Source organism: Bradyrhizobium sp. BLXBL-01 (assembly GCF_051853025.1).
In the GTDB taxonomy this organism is placed as follows: Bacteria; Pseudomonadota; Alphaproteobacteria; order Rhizobiales; family Xanthobacteraceae; genus Bradyrhizobium.
Map to the genome: position 1 here is coordinate 7,293,165 of NZ_CP182471.1, position 17,517 is coordinate 7,310,681.

The 17,517-nt window shown below is 65.5% G+C and carries 16 protein-coding genes; 9 read left to right on the forward strand and 7 right to left on the reverse strand.

The window, feature by feature from the left end; translation table 11 throughout:
* Positions 1-196: 196 nt before the first annotated feature.
* The 4 genes from ACNJYA_RS33710 to ACNJYA_RS33725 all read left to right on the forward strand — a co-directional run bounded on the left by ACNJYA_RS33710 (position 197) and on the right by ACNJYA_RS33725 (position 4,070).
* The gene (locus tag ACNJYA_RS33710) at positions 197-1,927 is read left to right on the forward strand and encodes an adenylate/guanylate cyclase domain-containing protein (RefSeq protein WP_439401499.1); all 1,731 of its coding nucleotides are present in this window, start codon (positions 197-199) and stop codon (positions 1,925-1,927) included.
* Positions 1,928-2,140: 213 nt separating this feature from the next.
* The gene (sorA, locus tag ACNJYA_RS33715) at positions 2,141-3,340 is read left to right on the forward strand and encodes a SorA family sulfite dehydrogenase catalytic subunit (protein WP_439364566.1); all 1,200 of its coding nucleotides are present in this window, start codon (positions 2,141-2,143) and stop codon (positions 3,338-3,340) included.
* Positions 3,341-3,352: 12 nt separating this feature from the next.
* Positions 3,353-3,661 carry a SorB family sulfite dehydrogenase c-type cytochrome subunit gene (gene sorB, locus ACNJYA_RS33720; RefSeq protein ID WP_172788425.1) on the forward strand — a complete coding sequence of 103 codons (309 nt, stop codon included), beginning with the start codon at positions 3,353-3,355 and terminating at the stop codon, positions 3,659-3,661.
* Positions 3,662-3,869: 208 nt separating this feature from the next.
* The gene (locus ACNJYA_RS33725) at positions 3,870-4,070 is read left to right on the forward strand and encodes a cold-shock protein (RefSeq protein WP_008563500.1); all 201 of its coding nucleotides are present in this window, start codon (positions 3,870-3,872) and stop codon (positions 4,068-4,070) included.
* A gap of 170 nt (positions 4,071-4,240) precedes the next feature.
* On the opposite strand, the gene ACNJYA_RS33730 is transcribed toward ACNJYA_RS33725, so the two are convergent.
* Complete coding sequence (locus tag ACNJYA_RS33730; protein ID WP_036009699.1) at positions 4,241-4,702, reverse strand: Lrp/AsnC ligand binding domain-containing protein; 462 nt, start codon at positions 4,700-4,702, stop codon at positions 4,241-4,243.
* Between the two features lie 114 nt (positions 4,703-4,816).
* Here ACNJYA_RS33730 and putA point away from each other — a divergent pair, with 114 nt between their 5' ends.
* The 3 genes from putA (at position 4,817) to ACNJYA_RS33745 (ending at position 9,939) form a co-directional block, all read left to right on the forward strand.
* The gene (putA, locus tag ACNJYA_RS33735) at positions 4,817-7,816 is read left to right on the forward strand and encodes a bifunctional proline dehydrogenase/L-glutamate gamma-semialdehyde dehydrogenase PutA (RefSeq protein ID WP_439364567.1); all 3,000 of its coding nucleotides are present in this window, start codon (positions 4,817-4,819) and stop codon (positions 7,814-7,816) included.
* A gap of 115 nt (positions 7,817-7,931) precedes the next feature.
* Entirely contained in the window at positions 7,932-9,137 is a 1,206-nt protein-coding gene (locus ACNJYA_RS33740; RefSeq protein ID WP_439364568.1) for a CaiB/BaiF CoA transferase family protein, read from the forward strand.
* A gap of 154 nt (positions 9,138-9,291) precedes the next feature.
* On the forward strand, positions 9,292-9,939 hold the full coding sequence (locus ACNJYA_RS33745; RefSeq protein ID WP_172788428.1) for a glutathione S-transferase family protein: 648 nt from the start codon (positions 9,292-9,294) through the stop codon (positions 9,937-9,939).
* 9 nt (positions 9,940-9,948) lie between these two features.
* On the opposite strand, the gene ACNJYA_RS33750 is transcribed toward ACNJYA_RS33745, so the two are convergent.
* The 6 genes from ACNJYA_RS33750 to ACNJYA_RS33775 form a co-directional block, all read right to left on the reverse strand.
* Positions 9,949-10,113, reverse strand: a complete 165-nt coding sequence (locus ACNJYA_RS33750; protein WP_212259817.1) for a hypothetical protein — start codon at positions 10,111-10,113, stop codon at positions 9,949-9,951.
* A 95-nt stretch (positions 10,114-10,208) separates the two neighbouring features.
* Positions 10,209-11,747, reverse strand: a complete 1,539-nt coding sequence (locus ACNJYA_RS33755; protein ID WP_439364569.1) for a hypothetical protein — start codon at positions 11,745-11,747, stop codon at positions 10,209-10,211.
* Positions 11,748-11,840: 93 nt separating this feature from the next.
* Positions 11,841-12,827 carry a hypothetical protein gene (locus ACNJYA_RS33760; protein WP_439367546.1) on the reverse strand — a complete coding sequence of 329 codons (987 nt, stop codon included), beginning with the start codon at positions 12,825-12,827 and terminating at the stop codon, positions 11,841-11,843.
* A 398-nt stretch (positions 12,828-13,225) separates the two neighbouring features.
* Positions 13,226-13,723, reverse strand: a complete 498-nt coding sequence (locus ACNJYA_RS33765; RefSeq protein ID WP_439364570.1) for a TPM domain-containing protein — start codon at positions 13,721-13,723, stop codon at positions 13,226-13,228.
* 3 nt (positions 13,724-13,726) lie between these two features.
* Positions 13,727-14,626 (reverse strand): TPM domain-containing protein, encoded by a 900-nt coding sequence (locus ACNJYA_RS33770; RefSeq protein WP_439364571.1) that lies wholly within the window; start codon positions 14,624-14,626, stop codon positions 13,727-13,729.
* Between the two features lie 132 nt (positions 14,627-14,758).
* Positions 14,759-15,367 (reverse strand): LemA family protein, encoded by a 609-nt coding sequence (locus tag ACNJYA_RS33775; protein WP_212259825.1) that lies wholly within the window; start codon positions 15,365-15,367, stop codon positions 14,759-14,761.
* A gap of 143 nt (positions 15,368-15,510) precedes the next feature.
* On the opposite strand from ACNJYA_RS33775, the gene ACNJYA_RS33780 reads away from it, so the two are divergent.
* Both ACNJYA_RS33780 and ACNJYA_RS33785 read left to right on the forward strand, forming a co-directional pair.
* Positions 15,511-16,365 (forward strand): enoyl-CoA hydratase, encoded by an 855-nt coding sequence (locus ACNJYA_RS33780; RefSeq protein ID WP_439364572.1) that lies wholly within the window; start codon positions 15,511-15,513, stop codon positions 16,363-16,365.
* Positions 16,366-16,370: 5 nt separating this feature from the next.
* Complete coding sequence (locus ACNJYA_RS33785; RefSeq protein WP_439364573.1) at positions 16,371-17,510, forward strand: acyl-CoA dehydrogenase family protein; 1,140 nt, start codon at positions 16,371-16,373, stop codon at positions 17,508-17,510.
* Positions 17,511-17,517 lie beyond the last annotated feature (7 nt).

Sequence of the window (17,517 nt, forward strand, 5' to 3'; positions counted from 1 at the left end):
GGGCCGTAGGGTGGGCAAAGCGAAGCGTGCCCACGGTTATTGAGGATAGAGATCGTGGGCACGGCGCGCCGGCGCGCGCCTTTGCCCACCCTACGGTTTGGTAACCTTTGCCGCGCATGTGACCTTACAACCTGTCCACACCGGGAATTAAAGGCTACGCTGGCTGTTCTCCTCCATGAACTGATACAACCGAATCATGGCCACCGCTCCCAGACAGATGTCCGTCGTCCGCGCCACCGGCGTGCGGCAGGTGCGGCTCGTCTGCGGCATCATCCTGTTCGCCTATGTGGTCAGTCATTTCCTCAACCATGCGCTCGGCAACATCTCGGTCGATGCCATGGAGACCGGGGTCTCCTACCACACGCTGTTCTGGCAGTTTCTCCCGGTCGCGATCGTGTTCTACACGGCCGCACTCACCCATATGGGGCTCGGCCTCTACGCGCTGTATCAGCGCCGCCAGTTCCGCTGGCGGACGATCGAGCCGCTCCAGCTCGTGCTCGGCTTGAGCATCCCCGTGCTCGTCATGGGCCACGTCATCGGCGTGCGGCTCGGACAGACGCTGTACGGACACCAGAAGCTCTATCCGCAGGAGCTCTATCTGTTCTTCGTCGCGGCGCCGGGCCGACTCTGGCAGATGACGATCCTGCTTCTCATTGCCTGGGTGCACGGCTGCATCGGCATCTATTTCTGGCTTCGTCTGAAGCCGTTCTTCACGCGTGCGGCGCCCTATCTGCTCGCGGCCGCCGTGCTGGTCCCGACGCTGTCACTGCTCGGCATCTACCAGGGCGGCCGGAGCGTCGCCGCCGACAGTGACGACGGCGAATGGCGTACGCACAATCTCACCCGCCGCCAGGTCGGCACGGCTGCGGAAGGCAACACGCTCGACCGCATCGCGGGCGGTCTTACCATCGGCTATTTCGGACTGCTGGGACTGGTGCTGGTGGCGCGCGGCGCGCGCGCCTTGCGCGAACGGCGCGGCGGCATGATCGCGCTGTCCTACGGCAACGGCAAGACGGTGCGCGTCCCCAAGGGCCTGTCCGTGCTGGAAGCGAGCCTGCGCCACAACGTGCCGCATGCCAGCGTCTGCGGCGGCCGCGCCCGCTGCTCGACCTGCCGCATCCGCATCATCGGCGATCATGACACCCTTCCCACACCGTCGCAGCGCGAGGCCTTCGTGCTCACCCGCGTCGGCACCGCCGATCCCTCGATCCGGCTGGCCTGTCAGCTGCGCCCGACCTCCGACCTTTCCTTCTTCCAGCTCTTCACGCCTCACACGCATGGAGCGGACGGGCAGGCCTCGACATCCGCCAGCATCGGCCAGGAGCGCTATCTCGTCAGCCTATTCGTGGACATGCGCGGCTCGACGCAGCTGGCCGAGAAGCGGCTGCCGTTCGACACGGTCTTCATCGTCAACCGCTTCCTCGGCGCGGTGTCGCAGGCGGTCATCGAGAACGGCGGCCAGCCGAACCAGTTCGTCGGCGACGGCATGCTGGCCCTGTTCGGCCTCGCGGCCGACCCGCAAACCGCGTGCCGGCAGGCGCTCAAGGCCGCAGCCGGGATCGCCACGCATATCGACGCGCTCAACGACCTCCTGAGCCACGATCTGCGCCAGCCGATCCGCTTCGGCATCGGCATCCACGGCGGCGAGGTCATCATCGGCGACATCGGCTATCGCGATCACATCGTCTTCACCGCGCTCGGCGATGCCGTCAACGTCGCGGCCCGACTGCAGGACATGACCAAGACGCTGGCCTGCGAGGCGATCGTTTCGGAAGAAATCCGCCGCACCGCTGATATTGCCGAGGACGCCCTGCCGCAGCAGGAGGTCGCCATCCGCGGCCGCGACGAGGTGCTCGCGGTGCGCGTGGTGGCGAATGCGAGGGAGCTGGCGGGGCTGGTCGATCGCAGCGAGCGCGTGGCGGCTTAAGGCGCAAGCCAAGCGCGAGGTGCGCTCCCTCTCCCGCCTGCGCTACAGCAGCTCGGCTCAATCCCCTACAAGCGCAACACCGGCCTGCTGCAACGCAGCGGCATGGGCTTGCTGCGAAAGCACGAATTGACATCATCCAAATCGAGGCGACAGATGAGCGCGGGTCTCGCGGTGATGACCGCGGTCAGAAGAAAAGCTCCGGGAGGAGACCACATGTTCGATCGACGCGACCTGCTCAAAGGTGCGGGCCTCGCCGCGCTGGCGGCAGGATTGGACGCCACCAGGGCGCTGGCCCTCGACACCGTGACCCTGCCCTTCGCCAACGGCGAACGGCCGCTGGTGAAGTATCCGCAGAAGCGGCCGATGATCGGCCTGACCAGCCGGCCGCCGCAACTCGAGACGCCGTTTGCGGTGTTCAACGACGGCCCGATCACGCCGAACAACGCATTCTTCGTGCGCTATCACCTCTCCGACCTGCCCTACGATCTCGACCCCGACAAGTTCACGCTGGAGGTCAAGGGCAAGGTCGACAAGCCGCTGAAACTGTCGCTGAAAGACATCAGGAAGATGAAGGCGACAGAGCTCGTCGCCGTCAACCAATGCTCCGGCAACAGCCGCGGTTTCTTCGAGCCACGCGTCGCCGGCGGCCAGCTCGCCAACGGTGCGATGGGCTGTGCGCGCTGGCGCGGCGTGCCGCTGAAGGTGGTGCTCGAGATGGCGGGCGTGCAGGCCGGCGCCAAGCAGGTGACGTTCAACGGCATGGATGGGCCGGTCAACGACAAGACACCGGATTTCGTCAAGGCACTCGACATCGATCATGCCAGCGACGGCGAGGTGATGCTGGCCTATGGCATGAACGGCGAGGACCTGCCGTTCCTCAACGGCTTCCCGCTGCGCCTGATCGTGCCCGGCTATTACGGCACCTACTGGGTCAAGCACCTCAACGAGATCACCGTCATCGACAATGTCTATGACGGCTTCTGGATGAAGTCGGCCTATCGCATCCCCGACACGCCGAACAACGCGGTCGAGCCGGGCACTGCGCCGAAGGCGACCATCCCGATCAACCGCTTCACCATCCGCTCCTTCATCACCAGCATCCCCGACGGTGCCAAGCTGAAGGCGGGAGCGGTGACCCTGCGCGGCATCGCTTTCGATGGCGGCAAGGGCATCAAGGCGGTCGAGGTCTCCACCGACGCCGGCAAGACCTGGGTCAGCGCCAAGCTCGGCAAGGATCTCGGCAAGTACGCCTTCCGCGAATGGAAGCTGCCGGTGAAGCTCGCGGCCGGCAGCCACGAGCTCAAGGTCCGCGCCACCGGCAATGGCGGCGAGACCCAGCCGGACACGCCGCGCTGGAACCCGGCGGGCTATTTGCGCAACGTCGTCGAAACCGTCCGCGTCAGCGTGGCCTGAAGGAGACTGATCATGCAGCGCACCGTTCTCCTCGCCATCACGCTCGCCGCCGCCGCATTGATGGGCTCGTCACTTGCAGCGCCGGTCAATTACAAGACCCCCGACGAGGTCGCCGCCTTCAAGCCCGGACCCAACCTCGAGGTCGTGCAGGGCAATTGCGGCGCCTGCCATTCGTCCGACTACGTCGCCACGCAGCCGCCGATGAAGGACAAGAGGGCCTTCTGGCAGGCCGCGGTGACCAAGATGATCAAGGTCTATGGCGCACCGATCGACGATGCCGATGTCGGCAAGATCGTCGATTATCTGGCTGCGACGTATTGACGGACGCCGGCACGCGTGCCGGCCATTTGACCGCGAAACGGGCAAAAGCGGCAAAAACGCCGCGAAGTTGAGCGGAATTCGGCGAAATGGCGATGTGGTTTGAGCTACCAAGCCTGCCACATTCCGCGTATCCTGTTAGGACCGAACCGGCCGGTTGGCGGGGACTGGCGGTTCGAGATCTCGGAGGAAGACCCGCGGAGAAGTCGTGATGGCTAAAGGTACGGTCAAGTGGTTCAACCCGACGAAGGGTTATGGATTTATCCAGCCTGCGTCGGGTGGCAAGGATGTGTTCGTGCATATCTCGGCAGTGCAGAAGGCCGGTCTGTCGACCCTCAACGAGGGACAGACGGTGGAATACGAAGAGATCGCAAACCGGGGCAAGACCTCCGCGGAGAACCTCAAAGTATAAGCCCGCGCCAGCCTTTGCTGCCTCCCGGATTTGTCCGGGAGCGGGCCAAAAAAATTTAAGAAGACGGCCGGTGCATTCGACGACAGGCGTTGCGATTGCACAAGGATAGCTATTTTTCCTGCGAAGACCGCTTATCGAACCACAGCAATGACAATCGCGACTGCACTTCGCTAACCCACCGGCAGCGGTGCGTCGCGCTTGATCTCCTCCATCACCGCATAGGTCCGCGTCTCGCGCACGCCCGGCATCGACAGCAGGGTCTCGCCGAGAAAGCGTCGATAGGCAGTCATGTCGGCAAGCCGCGCCTTCACAAGATAGTCGAAGCCGCCGGCAACCATGTGACACTCCAGCACTTCAGGGGCGAGCCTCACGGCCCGTGCGAACCGCTCGAAATTGTCGGGCGTGGTCTTGTCGAGCAGCACCTCGACGAACACCAGGAGCCCAAGGCCGAGCCGGTGCGGATTGAGCCGCGCGCCATAGCCTTCGACAAAGCCCTCGCGCTGCAGGCGCTTCAGCCGCTCGCCGATCGAGGTCGGCGACAGCCCGATGCGCTCGGCGAGCTCGACATTGGCGATGCGCCCATCCTCCTGCAAAATCGAGAGGATTTTCCGGTCGGTTCGGTCCAATTCCATACTTTATGAGGCCAAGCTGTTTCCTATCTTCATTTTCTAAGGCAAACTGGCTAGATTGTCTATCGAACTGCGGTCACGCGGGCCTTATCCTGGATGTCAGCCACAGGACACGCCATGCCGAACATCCCGCCGCCCTTCTTAGCGCCTTACGCCCCCGATGACGCCGAGATCGCCGCAAAGCTTCTGCCGGCTTCGCATCTCGCCCCACCACAGGAGGCGCGGATCGACCGCACCGCGACGCGGCTGATCGAGGCCATCCGCAAGCGCGACGACCGGCTCGGCGGGGTCGAGGACATGCTGCGGGAGTTCGCGCTCTCGACCAAGGAGGGGCTGGCGCTGATGGTGCTGGCGGAAGCGCTGCTGCGCGTGCCTGATGCGCGCACCGCCGACCAGTTCATCGAGGACAAGCTCGGCGAAGGCGATTTCATCCATCACGAGACCAAGTCCACGGCGTTCCTGGTCAACGCCTCGGCCTGGGCACTCGGCCTGTCCGCCCGGGTGATCCAGCCGGGGGAGACGCCCGACGGCACCATTGGCCGGCTGGTGAAGCGGCTCGGCGCGCCGGCGGTGCGCACCGCGACGCGCCAGGCGATGCGGCTGATGGGCAATCATTTCGTGCTCGGCGAGACCATCGAGCAGGCGCTGGAGCGGGGCCGGCCGCGCTCCGGCCAGAAGCCGCGCTATTCCTTCGACATGCTCGGCGAAGGCGCGCGCACGGCCGCTGACGCCAAACGCTATTTCGACGCCTATGCCAGCGCGATTGAGACGATCGGCAAGGCGGCGGGCAACCATGCCCTGCCCGACCGGCCCGGCATCTCCGTCAAGCTCTCGGCGCTGCATCCGCGCTTCGAGGCGATCAGCCGCGACCGCGTGATGCGCGAATTGGTGCCGCAACTGCTGGATCTCGCGCAGCGCGCCAAGACCTACGATTTGAACTTCACCGTCGATGCCGAGGAGGCCGACCGGCTGGAGGTGTCGCTCGACGTGATCGCGGCGACGCTCGCCGATACGTCACTTGCCGGATGGGACGGATTTGGCCTGGCGATCCAGGCCTATCAGAAGCGCGCCAGCACCGTGATCGACTATGTCGATGAACTCGCCCGCGCGCATGACCGCAAGCTGATGGTGCGCCTCGTCAAGGGCGCCTATTGGGACACCGAGATCAAGCGCGCGCAGGAGCGCGGGCTTGACGGCTATCCCGTGTTCACGCGCAAGGCGATGACCGATCTGAACTTCATCGCCTGCGCGACGAAGCTTCTCGCCTTGCGGCCGCGCATCTTCCCGCAATTCGCCACCCACAACGCGCTGACGGTCGCGACCGTGCTCGAGCTCGCGCAAGATGGCGGCGGTTTCGAGTTCCAGCGCCTGCACGGCATGGGCGAAGCGCTGTACGAGCAACTCGCCAGGGATCATCCTGAGATCGCCTACCGCACCTATGCGCCGGTCGGCAGCCATCGCGATCTGCTCGCCTATCTGGTGCGACGGCTGTTGGAGAACGGCGCCAACTCGTCCTTCGTGGCGCAGGCGGCCGACTATCGCGTGCCGGTTTCGGCGCTGCTGCAGCGCCCGGCGGATGCCATTGGCCGGCCGCAACAGGCACCTCATGCCAACATACCGTTGCCGGCAGATCTGTTCGCGCCGGAGCGGCGCAATTCGCGCGGCGTCGAATTCGGTGAGCGCGCCGCACTGGACCAGCTGCTGGCCGATGTCAGGGCCGAGGTGGTCGATCTCAAGCCTGTCGCAGATGCAACACCGGATCAGGCCAATGCGGCGGTGACGGCTGCGCGCGCCGGCTTTGCCGGCTGGAGCCGGACGCCGGCGGGCACACGCGCCGCGGCGCTGGAGCAGGCCGCGCATCTCCTGGAAAGCCGCCGCGCCCGTTTCATCGCGCTGCTGCAAGCCGAGGGCGGCAAGACGCTCGACGACGCGCTGTCCGAGCTGCGCGAGGCCGCCGATTTCTGCCGCTATTACGCCGCGCAGGGCCGAAAGCTGTTCGGCGTTGATGCGGCCATGCCGGGCCCGACCGGCGAGAGCAACGCGCTCGGCCTTCGCGGCCGCGGCGTGTTCATCGCTATCTCGCCGTGGAATTTTCCGCTCGCGATCTTCCTTGGTCAGGTGACCGCGGCGCTGATGGCGGGCAACAGCGTGGTGGCAAAACCCGCCGAGCAGACGCCGCGCATCGCGCGCGAGGCCGTCGCCCTGCTGCACGAGGCCGGCATCCCCGGAAGCGCGCTGCATCTCGTCACCGGCGACGGCCGTATCGGCGCCGTCCTCACCGCGCATCCTGATGTCGCCGGAATCGTCTTCACCGGCTCGACCGAGGTTGCACGAGCGATCAACCGGACGCTGGCCGCCAAGGACGGGCCGATCGTGCCGCTGATCGCAGAGACCGGCGGCATCAACGCCATGATCGCGGATGCCACCGCGCTGCCCGAGCAGGTGGCCGATGACGTCGTCACCTCCGCGTTCCGTTCCGCCGGCCAGCGCTGCTCGGCGCTGCGGCTCTTGTTCGTGCAGGAGGATGTCGCCGACCGCATGATCGAGATGATCGCGGGCGCCGCGCGCGAACTCAGGATTGGAGATCCCGCAGATGCTGCGACTCACGTCGGTCCAGTGATCGATGACGAGGCCAAGCAACGCCTCGATGCGCATGTCGCGCGGATGAAGCGCGAGGCGCGGCTGCACTTTGCAGGCCACGCGCCGGATGGCTGCTTCGTCGCGCCGCATATCTTCGAGCTCAAGGAGGCTGGTCAGCTCACCGAGGAGGTGTTCGGCCCGATCCTGCATGTCGTGCGCTACCGCGCGGAAAACCTCGAGCGTGTGTTGCAATCGATCGCGCGCACCGGCTACGGGCTCACGCTCGGCATCCATTCCCGCATCGACGATACGATCGAGGCCATCATCGACCGCGTCCAGGTCGGCAACATCTACGTCAACCGCAACATGATCGGCGCCGTGGTGGGCGTGCAGCCGTTCGGCGGCAGCGGCCTGTCCGGAACCGGCCCCAAAGCCGGCGGCCCGCACTACCTCGCGCGCTTCGCCACCGAGCAGACCGTGACGATCAACACCGCGGCTGCCGGCGGCAATGCCGCATTGCTTGCGGGAGAGGAGTGAGGCCTTGCGCCAGGCGCCGTTGCATCCCGGCAAAACATCGGTCTAATGCTCCCACTACCTGCCCGCGCCAATTCCAGCGCGCGGGAAACGACTGAAGCGAGGGAGCGACGCTGCGATGGAGAAGGGCATTTTTGCAGGCCTGAAGGTTCTGGACTGCGCAAGCTTCATCGCAGCGCCCGCGGCCGCGACCGTGCTGTCGGATTTCGGTGCCGACGTCGTCAAGATCGAGCCGCCCGGCACTGGCGACCCCTACCGCAATCTGCCCAACATTCCGGGCTATCCGGGCGGCGAGCACAATTACGCCTGGCTGCTGGAGGCCCGCAACAAGAAGAGCATCGCGCTCGACCTGTCCAAGCCGGAAGCGCAGGCCGTGCTCTACAAGCTCGTGGAAGAAGCCGACGTCTTCATCACCAACATGCCGCCGCCGGTGCGCGCCAAGCTCGGCATCACCTATGACCATCTCGCTCATCTCAACGACCGGCTGATCTACGCCTCCTTCACCGGCTATGGCGAAAAGGGCGAGGAGGCCAACAAGCCCGGCTTCGACAGTAACGCCTATTGGGCGCGCTCCGGCCTGATGGACCTGGTCCGCGCCGACATCGACACGACCCCGGCCCGCTCGGTCGCCGGCATGGGCGACCACCCCTGCGCCATGGCGCTCTACAGCGCGATCGTCACCGCGCTCTATCAGCGCGAGAAGACCGGCAAGGGCTCGCATGTCGCCTCCAATCTGATGGCGAACGGGGTATGGGCCGGGGGCACGCTGGCGCAGGCCAAGCTCTGCGGCGCCGAATTCGCTGAGAGACGGCCGCGCGAGCGCGCGCTCAACGCGGTCGCCAACCATTATCAGTGCAAGGACGGCCGCTGGCTGATCCTGTCGCTGCTGAACGAGGAGAAGCAGTTTCCGACGCTGGCCAAGTGCGTGGGGCGCGAAGACCTGATCGCCGATCCCCGCTTTGTCACCAAGGCCGACCGCCACGCCCGCTCGGTCGAGCTGATCAAGATCCTGGACGAGACCTTCGCCACCAGGGATCTCGCCGAATGGCGAAAGATCCTCGACGGCAACGGTCTCGTGTTCGGCGTCGTCGCCATCCTGGACGACATCCCGAACGACAAGCAGATGCTGGACAACGAGGTGCTGGTGCCGTTCGAGAACGACACCATGCTCACCATCAACAGCCCGATCTGGATCGACGGCGCCAAGAAGGTGCAGCCGCGCAAGCCGCCGGCCGTCGGCGAGCACAGTGACGAGATTTTGCGCGGGGCGGGATATGACGAGGCGGCGATCAAGCAGCTGAGGTCGTCGGGGGCGGTCGGGTAGGAGCGCGCCGCTCTAACCCCGTCATTGCGAGCGCAGCGAAGCAATCCAGAGTGTCTCCGCGGATGCATTGCTGGATTGCTTCGCTGCGCTCGCAATGACGATGCTGGACTATCTCGCTATAACAACCGGCAACACACAGATGCCGCGAGGTCTCATGCCCAGCTATCGCCTTCACTACTTCCCCGAATCCGGCAACAGCTACAAGCTGGCGCTGATGCTGACGCTCTGCGGCGAGACGTTCGAGCCGGTCTGGACCGATTTCGCCGGCGGCGTCACGCGCACGGCGGAGTGGCGCAAGGCCGTCAACGAGATGGGCGAGATTCCCGTGCTCGAGGTCGACGGCGTGAAGATGACGCAGACCGCGCCGCTGCTGCTGAAACTGGCCGAGCAATACGGCCGCTTTGGCGCCGAGACGGAGGACGAGAAGTTCGAGCTCTTGCGCTGGCTGTTCTGGGACAACCACAAGCTCACCGGCTACATGGCGACCTACCGCTTCATGCGCGCCTTCACCGAGAAAAACGACCCGCAGGTGCTGAAGCATTTTCGCCGGCGGCTCGAAGACTTTCTCGGTATCCTCGACGGACATCTCCAGCACAATGCTTTCGCGATCGGCGCAAGGCCCACGGTCGCGGACATCTCGATGATGGCCTATCTGCATTATCCGAGCGATGAGCACGGCTTCGATTTCGCCGCGAGCCATCCGGCCATCCATGCCTGGCTCGGCCGCATGGCCGCGCTGCCGGGCTGGAAGCCGGCCTACGAGCTGCTACCCGGCAAGCGGATGACGAATTACGCGACGTGACGGCTCCGATCACCTCAGCGACAGCCAGCCCAGCGTGAGCAGAATCCCGCCGATGATGACAGCCACCGCGACCGCCCAGATGCTGACACGCGCGCTGCCGGTGATCTGCTTGGCTTCCTCATTGCGCGCAATCTCGCGATTGCGCATCTTGTTGGCTTCGCTCGTGTCCGTCATGGGTCATCCAAATCGATCTGTTAGCTTGCGCGTGATCTTTTCCGAAAACGGCTACACACTTGCGCTGGCGCGGCCCTCCGGGTCCGGATCACGCGCTAACGCGTCTTGATGAAGCACATGCCGATGCGGCGCGAGGCCGCGGCGGCCTGGCAGGTCAGACCGTTAGCACAGCTCCATGACGTAAAACTCTTGTCCGGCGTTCCCGATCCCGGATCTTGCAGGGAACAATGCGCGCCCCAGCCGTCCTGATATTCGCTGCCGGCCAGCTCGCTTCTGCCGCGGGTCTGCGGCCTATCGGCAAATCCGCGTGAGAAATCAGGGCTTTTGCCGGCCGCGAACGCGGTCAGGATGTCGCGGCGGCGGAGCTGGTCGCCGAAGAAATGCGGCGAGGCCGGCACGAGGGTGGAATTAGACGGCTTGTCCGCAAGCCAATCGACGCCCGGGAAATGGAAGCCGCCGATGCCTCGGGTCTGGTGGCAGCCGGCACAGGTGATGTCGTTGAGGCGGCGCTGGAAGCCTGCGACCGAACGGACGTTCTGCAGGTCGAGGCCGCGGGCGGCCGCCTGCTTCAGCGCGCCAACCACGTCATTGTCAGTGAAGACGGGATCGCCTTTGCCCTCCCCCTGCATCAAGCCGAACTCCGGCTGCAAGGCCGAAGCGTCGAGGCCGGCGGGGGTCGGCACCATTGCGGCCTTGGCCAGGAATCTCTCCGGGATCAGCACCGTGCCGCGATCGAACTCGCGCAAGTTCTCGGGCGCGAGCAGCCAGGCCTTGAAGTCGCGCCGCAGCGCGTCGTCGGCAAGAATGCGGTCGCGGTCGATCTGGTTCTCCAGCGTCGATTCCTCGAACGTCCTGGTGGCGGCGTCGTACTTGAACACCTTCAGAAGATAGTCGGAGCGGAAATCGTGCAGCGCCGATTTCGGCGCGACCGAGACCTGGATGTTGGTCTCGATCTGGTCGAGCATGGCGTCGTCAGGCGGGAAGCGGCTGCCGATCAAGCCCTGCCAGTCGCCTTTGTCGAGCCAGCGCCGCGCGATCTCGGCGCAGCTGACCGGCTTGCCGTTCGCATCCGTCCGGCGCGCGTCGCGCGCCTTCATCACCAGGTTGAACGTCATCGGCAGGCGCGATGCGCTCTTGCTGCCATCCGGCCCGCCGTCGAACCGCGCGAGACGAAAGATCAGCCGGATCTCGCCGCAGGACTCTTGCGAGACATAGGCACGGTCCATGCGATTGACGATGCCGGCGAGCACGAACCGCGCCTCGCGCGATTTCAGATTGGCCCGATCGAACAATTGCGCGTCGAAACCCTCGCCGACGCCGATGGTCTCGCCAGGATAGGTCGCCTTGTACCAGGCGGCGTACCGTTCGAATTCCGCATCGATCGCGGGCAGAATCGCTTTCAGCTGCGGCAGCGAGGCGAACATCAGCTCGGTCGTGAGCGGAACGTCGGAATTCCGCTCCGGCGACAAAAGACGCGAGATCGTCAGCGCATTAGTCTGGTCGAGCTTGCGCAGGAGAGCGGGGTCGGTGATCGCGGTGCCGCGGGTCAGCGCAGTGCTGTCCGCTGCGAAGAGCGGAACGACACCGCCCAGCAATGCGGCGGCAGCAACGAGAATTCGCAAGAAGCGACCCATGCCTGAGGTAACACCGCGCAGGGATGCCTATTCAAGCAAAAAGGCGCCTCACATCGCGGTGAAGCGCCTCTTCGAAAGTCGGATACCGGACGCTCAGCGCGCCGTGATCAGCCCCCTGCTGGTGACGACCACCCAGCGGCCATCCTGGCGGCGGATCGCATCGACACGGCCGACGCCGGGGATGGGATCGCCGGGATAGACCTCGTAGAGGCCGTCGCGGCCCTCGATCAGCGCGCCGCCGTTGCTGGCGTTGCGCAGCCGCCAACCCTCGATCGTCGGCAGACGTCCGACTTCAGTCTTGGGAGCTGCGGGCGCCGGGGCCGCCGCGGTCGCGACCTGGGTCTGGGGCTGGGTCGGCGCGATCGAGCCGGTGGTCTCCTTGGGCATCGCTGCTGCGGCCTGCGCGGGCGCGGCAGGCGGCGTGGCGCGGAGCTTGTCGACGGTCTCGGACAGCTTTGCGATCCTGGCCAGCGGCTCGGCCTGCGCCTTTTCGAGCTTGTCCAGCCGGTCGTTGGCGCGGTTGAACTGGCTCAGGCCGGACTTCGAGCTCTGCTCGACATTGGCCTTCAGTGCGACAAGGTCGGCATCGATCCGCGCGACGGAGGCATCCAGCGCACTGGTGTCGGCGACCTGGACCGGCGCCTGGGCTGGAGCAGCGAAATGCATCATGCCGGCGGTCGCAAGCGCGCCGCTAATCGCGCCGACGCTGGCGGCAATCGCCACCACCGCGGCCATGGCCGACAGGCGACGCTTGCTGCCGGCCTCGCGCGGCTCGTCCGCCTTCACATGGGGGGCGAAGTCCTCACGGTCCCACGAACGATCCGAGGGCGCCATGACAATCAGCTTGCCGGGCTTCGGCTCGGGCTTGGCCTCAGTCTTGACCTCAGTCTTGGCTTCGACCTTCGGCACTTCGATCCGCGGCGGCTCAATCTTCGGGGCGTCCGCCTTGACCGGATCCGGCTTGGGCGGCGCTTCGTGGTCGGGGGCGATCGAGGGGGCGTCGATACCGGCGGCAACCTCGACGGCCTGCGGCGCTGCGGCGTCGACAGCACCGGACTCCTGGGCAGCCTGCTCGGGCATGGGTTCGCTCACGGCTCAAATACTCCAGTCTCGGTTGACCTTTTGGTAACTTTCATTGCTTGCGAAATCCTTACCTCGGGACCCGCTTACCGAAATTTTAGGAAGTTATCCGGGGCCGAATTGGGCCGGGAAAGTGGAACCGGTGTGGCGGGCGTGAAACAATTCGTAATCGGGGGAAGATGAACGGCGGCGGAATGGGCGCTGGGCCGCTCATCCTTCGAGGCTCGCTACGCTCGCGCCTCAGGATGACGGAGAGCGTTGAGCGCGCTGCTCCTCCAGCGTCATTGCGAGCGCAGCGAAGCAATCGAGAATTCCTCCGCGGCGGCAGCCTGGATTGCTTCGCTACGCTCGCAATGACGGATGTGGAGTGGCTCCCGCCCCTCTCACATCACACTCCGTCACATCACGACCGGCGCATCCGGTAGCTCGTTCGGATGCGATGCGCCCGGCGGGAAATGGCGCGCCAGCTCGCGCGACACCGCGTCGATACCTGCGATGACGCCATGTTCGAACCGGCCCGACCTGAACTCGGCCTCCATCGCGCGGCAGATCGTCTCCCAACCCTCCGCGCCAACCTTCGCATCGATGCCGCGATCGGCGATGATCTCGACGTCGCGGTCGGCGAGCAGGAGATAGATCAGAACGCCGCTGTTGTGCGCGGTGTCCCAGATGCGCAGATGCGAGAACACGTCGAGCGCGCGCGCGCGGGCCGGCTGGTTGCGGAACAGCGGACGGCCGTCGAGCGCCCCTTCGACGACGAAGCGGACCTGGCCGGAATGGGTGGCTTCGCCGCGCTGGATCGCCTGCTCGATGCGGTCGAGCACGGCTTGCGGGAAAATCTGCTTCGCCCGCCAATGATGCTGGACGAGATGTCGGGCAATGCGCTTGATGCTCATGTCCTACCAGCTCCCCGAGGCACCGCCGCCGCCGAAACTGCCGCCACCGCCGCTGAAGCCGCCGCTGTCGCTGCTGCTTGACGATCCGCTGCTCCAGCCACCCGAGGAGCCGCTCGACCATGCGCCGCCGCGCGAGCGGCCCGTACCCGGCGTGATCGCCGAAAACAGATCGGCGATAAATCCGATGACGAAGCCGAGCACGCCGACGGCCGCGGCGAGAGCAGCGGAGCCGAGGATGAGCCAGGTCACCGCTGCGATGATGCCCCCGGTCACCAATGATCCGAGCAGCCGCCCCAGGATCGCGCGGAAAAACCCGCCGACGCCGATCGAGGCGAACAGCGCCACCGCGAACACCGGCGCGAGGTCGTCCAGATTGTGGGCGAAGTTGACGCTGCGCGAGGGTGACGGCAGCGGCTCGCCGTCGATCACCCGCATCATGCGGTCGACGCCTGCGCTGATGCCCGCGGCGAAATCGCCGCTCCTGAACTTGGGGGTGATATCCTCGTCGATGATGCGCCGCGAGGTGACGTCGGTGAGCACGCCTTCGAGACCGTAGCCGACCTCGATGCGCAAATGCCGGTCGTTCTTGGCGACGACGAGGATCGCGCCGTCGTCGACCTTCTTGCGACCGATCTTCCAGGCCTCCGCGACCCGGATCGAGAATTGCTCGATCGTCTCCGGCTGCGTGGTCGGGACGATCAGGACGGCGATCTGGCTGCCCTTGCGGTTCTCGAAGTCGCGCAGCTTTTGCGTGAGCGTGGCGATGTCGCTGCTTGAGAGCGTGCCGGTCTGATCGACGACGCGGCCGGTGAGCTGGGGGACGGCGACGTCGGCGTGGGTGGGGAAGGCAAAGGTGAGGAGGAGTGCGATGGCGAGGACCGCGCACCACACCCTCGCTGTCATCGCCCGGCTGGACCGGGCGATCCAGTATTCCAGAGACGCCGGCGGGATGCGGAGAGGCCGCGGCGTACTGGATTCCCCGCCTTCGCGGGGAATGACAGTGGTGGGTGGGACGCGCATCGGGACCGAACGCGCTTACTTCGACGGCGCCGGTGCCGGATTGAAGTCCACCTTCGGCGCGGTCGAGATCGCCTTCTCGTTCTCGACCGTGAAGTTCGGCTTTTCCTTGTAGCCGAACGCCATCGCGGTGAGGTTGGTCGGGAACGAGCGGATGGTGACGTTATAGTCCTGCACCGCCTTGATGTAGCGGTTGCGCGCGACCGTGATACGGTTCTCGGTGCCCTCGAGCTGCGACATCAAATCCTTGAACAAGGCATCGGACTTCAGCTGCGGATAGTTCTCGGTGACGACCAGGAGCCGCGACAGCGCGCTGGAGAGCTCGCCCTGCGCGGCCTGGAATTTCTGGAACGCGGCGGGATCGTTCAGCACCTCAGGCGTCGCCTGGATGCTGCCGACCTTGGCCCGCGCATTGGTGACGCCGAGCAGCACGTCCTTCTCCTGCTGGGCAAAGCCCTTCACCGAGTTGACGAGGTTGGGCACGAGGTCGGCGCGGCGCTGATACTGGTTCACGACCTCGGACCAATTGGCCTTGATCTGCTCGTCCTCGCTCTGGATCGCGTTGTAGCCGCAATTGGTCAGGCTCAGCGAGGCCAGGGCGGCCAGCACGGTCAGGATCTTGCGCATTAAATTTCTCCCGGTGGAATCCGACGCAAACTATCAGATTGCGCGCCCGAGAAAAGCAGCCGGCTGACGCAAGCCTCTTGCCTATCGCAGGCCGACATAGTCAACTCCCGCAAAACAAAAGCGGAAACGCCAGGGGGAACGCGATGTCCTCGTTCGAGACCATCCTCGTGGAACGGCCGGAGCCGGCGATCGTCCGTGTCGTGATGAACCGGCCCGAGGCGCGCAACGCGCAGAACCTGCAAATGACCTACGACCTCAACGCCGCATTCGATGCGGCGGTGCAGGACGACGCGGTCAAGGTGATCATTCTCGCCGGCAACGGGCCGCACTTCTCCTCCGGCCACGACCTGCGTCCCGGAGACAAGAATACCGCAGGGGTCGATTTTCCGCCGATTGGAAATTGGGGTGGCTTTGCCGAGCCGAACGCCCATGGCCGCTTCGCCCGCGAGCAGGAAATTTATCTCCAGATCACGCGCCGCTGGCGCAACCTGGCGAAGCCCACCATTGCCGAGGTCCATGGCAAGTGCATCGCCGGCGGTCTGATGCTGGCCTGGGCCTGCGATCTCATCGTCGCCAGCGACGATGCGCAGTTCTGCGATCCCGTTGTCACCATGGGCGTCTGCGGCGTCGAATGGTTCGTGCATCCCTGGGAGCTGGGTGCGCGTAAGGCCAAGGAGTTCCTGTTCACCGCCGACAGCTGGAGCGCCGTGGAGGCGCACCAGCTCGGCATGGTCAACCAAATCGTGCCGCGCGCCGAGCTGTCGTCGCGCGTGCTGGAGCTGGCACGAAGGATCGCGACAAAGCCGTCCTTCGCGCTGAAGCTGACCAAGGAGGCGGTCAACCGCTCGGTCGACGTCATGGGCCAACCGGCCGCGATCGACCAGGCTTTTGCGCTGCATCAGCTCTGTCACGCGCACAATCTCCAGGAGTTCGGCATGATCGTCGATCCATCCGGCCTGCATCCCTCCGTGCGCAAGCCGCCGGCCGCCGCGGAGTAGACGCGATGGATCTCAATCTCAGTGACGAGCAAAAGTTGCTGCGCGAAAGCGCGGAACGCTTTGTAGTCGAAAGCTATGACGCCGATCATCGCCGCAAGATGGCGAATGACCCACTCGGCTTCAGCCCGGCCGTTTGGAAGCAATTCGCCGAGCTCGGCTGGCTGGCACTGCCGCTTCCCGAAGAGTATGGCGGGCTCGGCGGCAACGCGGTCGATATCGGCATCCTGATGGAGGCCTTTGGCCGGGGCCTGGTGTCGGAGCCCTATGTCGCAACGGTCGTGCTCGGGGCCGCGCTGATCGCCAGATGCGGCACCAGCGAGCAGAAGCAGGCGAGCCTGCCCAAGGTGGCGGACGGATCGCTGAAGCTTGCCTTTGCGCATGCCGAGCGCGCCGCCCGGTTCGATCTTGCCAGGGTCACGACCAGCGCCAACAAGACAGGACAAGGCTGGCGCCTCTCCGGCAGCAAGATCGCCGTACTTGACGGACATGCCGCCGACGAGATCATCGTCTCCGCCCATATCCACGATCATCGGGGACCCCAGGGGCGGATCGGCCTGTTCCTCGTGCAGGCGACGACGTCAGGTCTCGTCATCAGCGATTATCCGCGTCTCGGCGGCGGACGGGCCTGCAACATCGAGCTGCTCGAGGCGCATCTGCCGGAAGACGCCCTGCTCGGCGACGGCAGCGACGCCCTGCCCGCAATCGAATGGGCGATCGATCGCGCCATGGCCGCGTTAGGGGCGGAAGCTGTCGGTATCATGCAGACGCTGCTCGACACCACGCTCGACTACACCAAGATCCGAAAACAATTCGGCCGGCCGCTCTCCGCCAACCAGGTGATCCGCCACCGCCTCGCCGACATGGCGATGCAGGTCGACGAGGCGCGCTCGATGGCGCTGCGGGCGGCGTTGAAGGCCGATAGCGCGCCGGTTGAACGCGCGCGGGCCGCGTCGGGCGCGAAGGCGAAGATCGGCAAATGCGCGCGCTTCGTCGGCGAGCAGTCGATCCAGCTCCATGGCGGCATGGGCGTCACCGAGGAGCTCGAGGTCGGCGCCTATTTCAAGCGGCTGGTCGCCTTCGACACGTTGTTCGGCGGCACCGCGCATCACTATGCCCGCCACGCCGCGCTGGGCCGCAGGGCCTGACACTGGG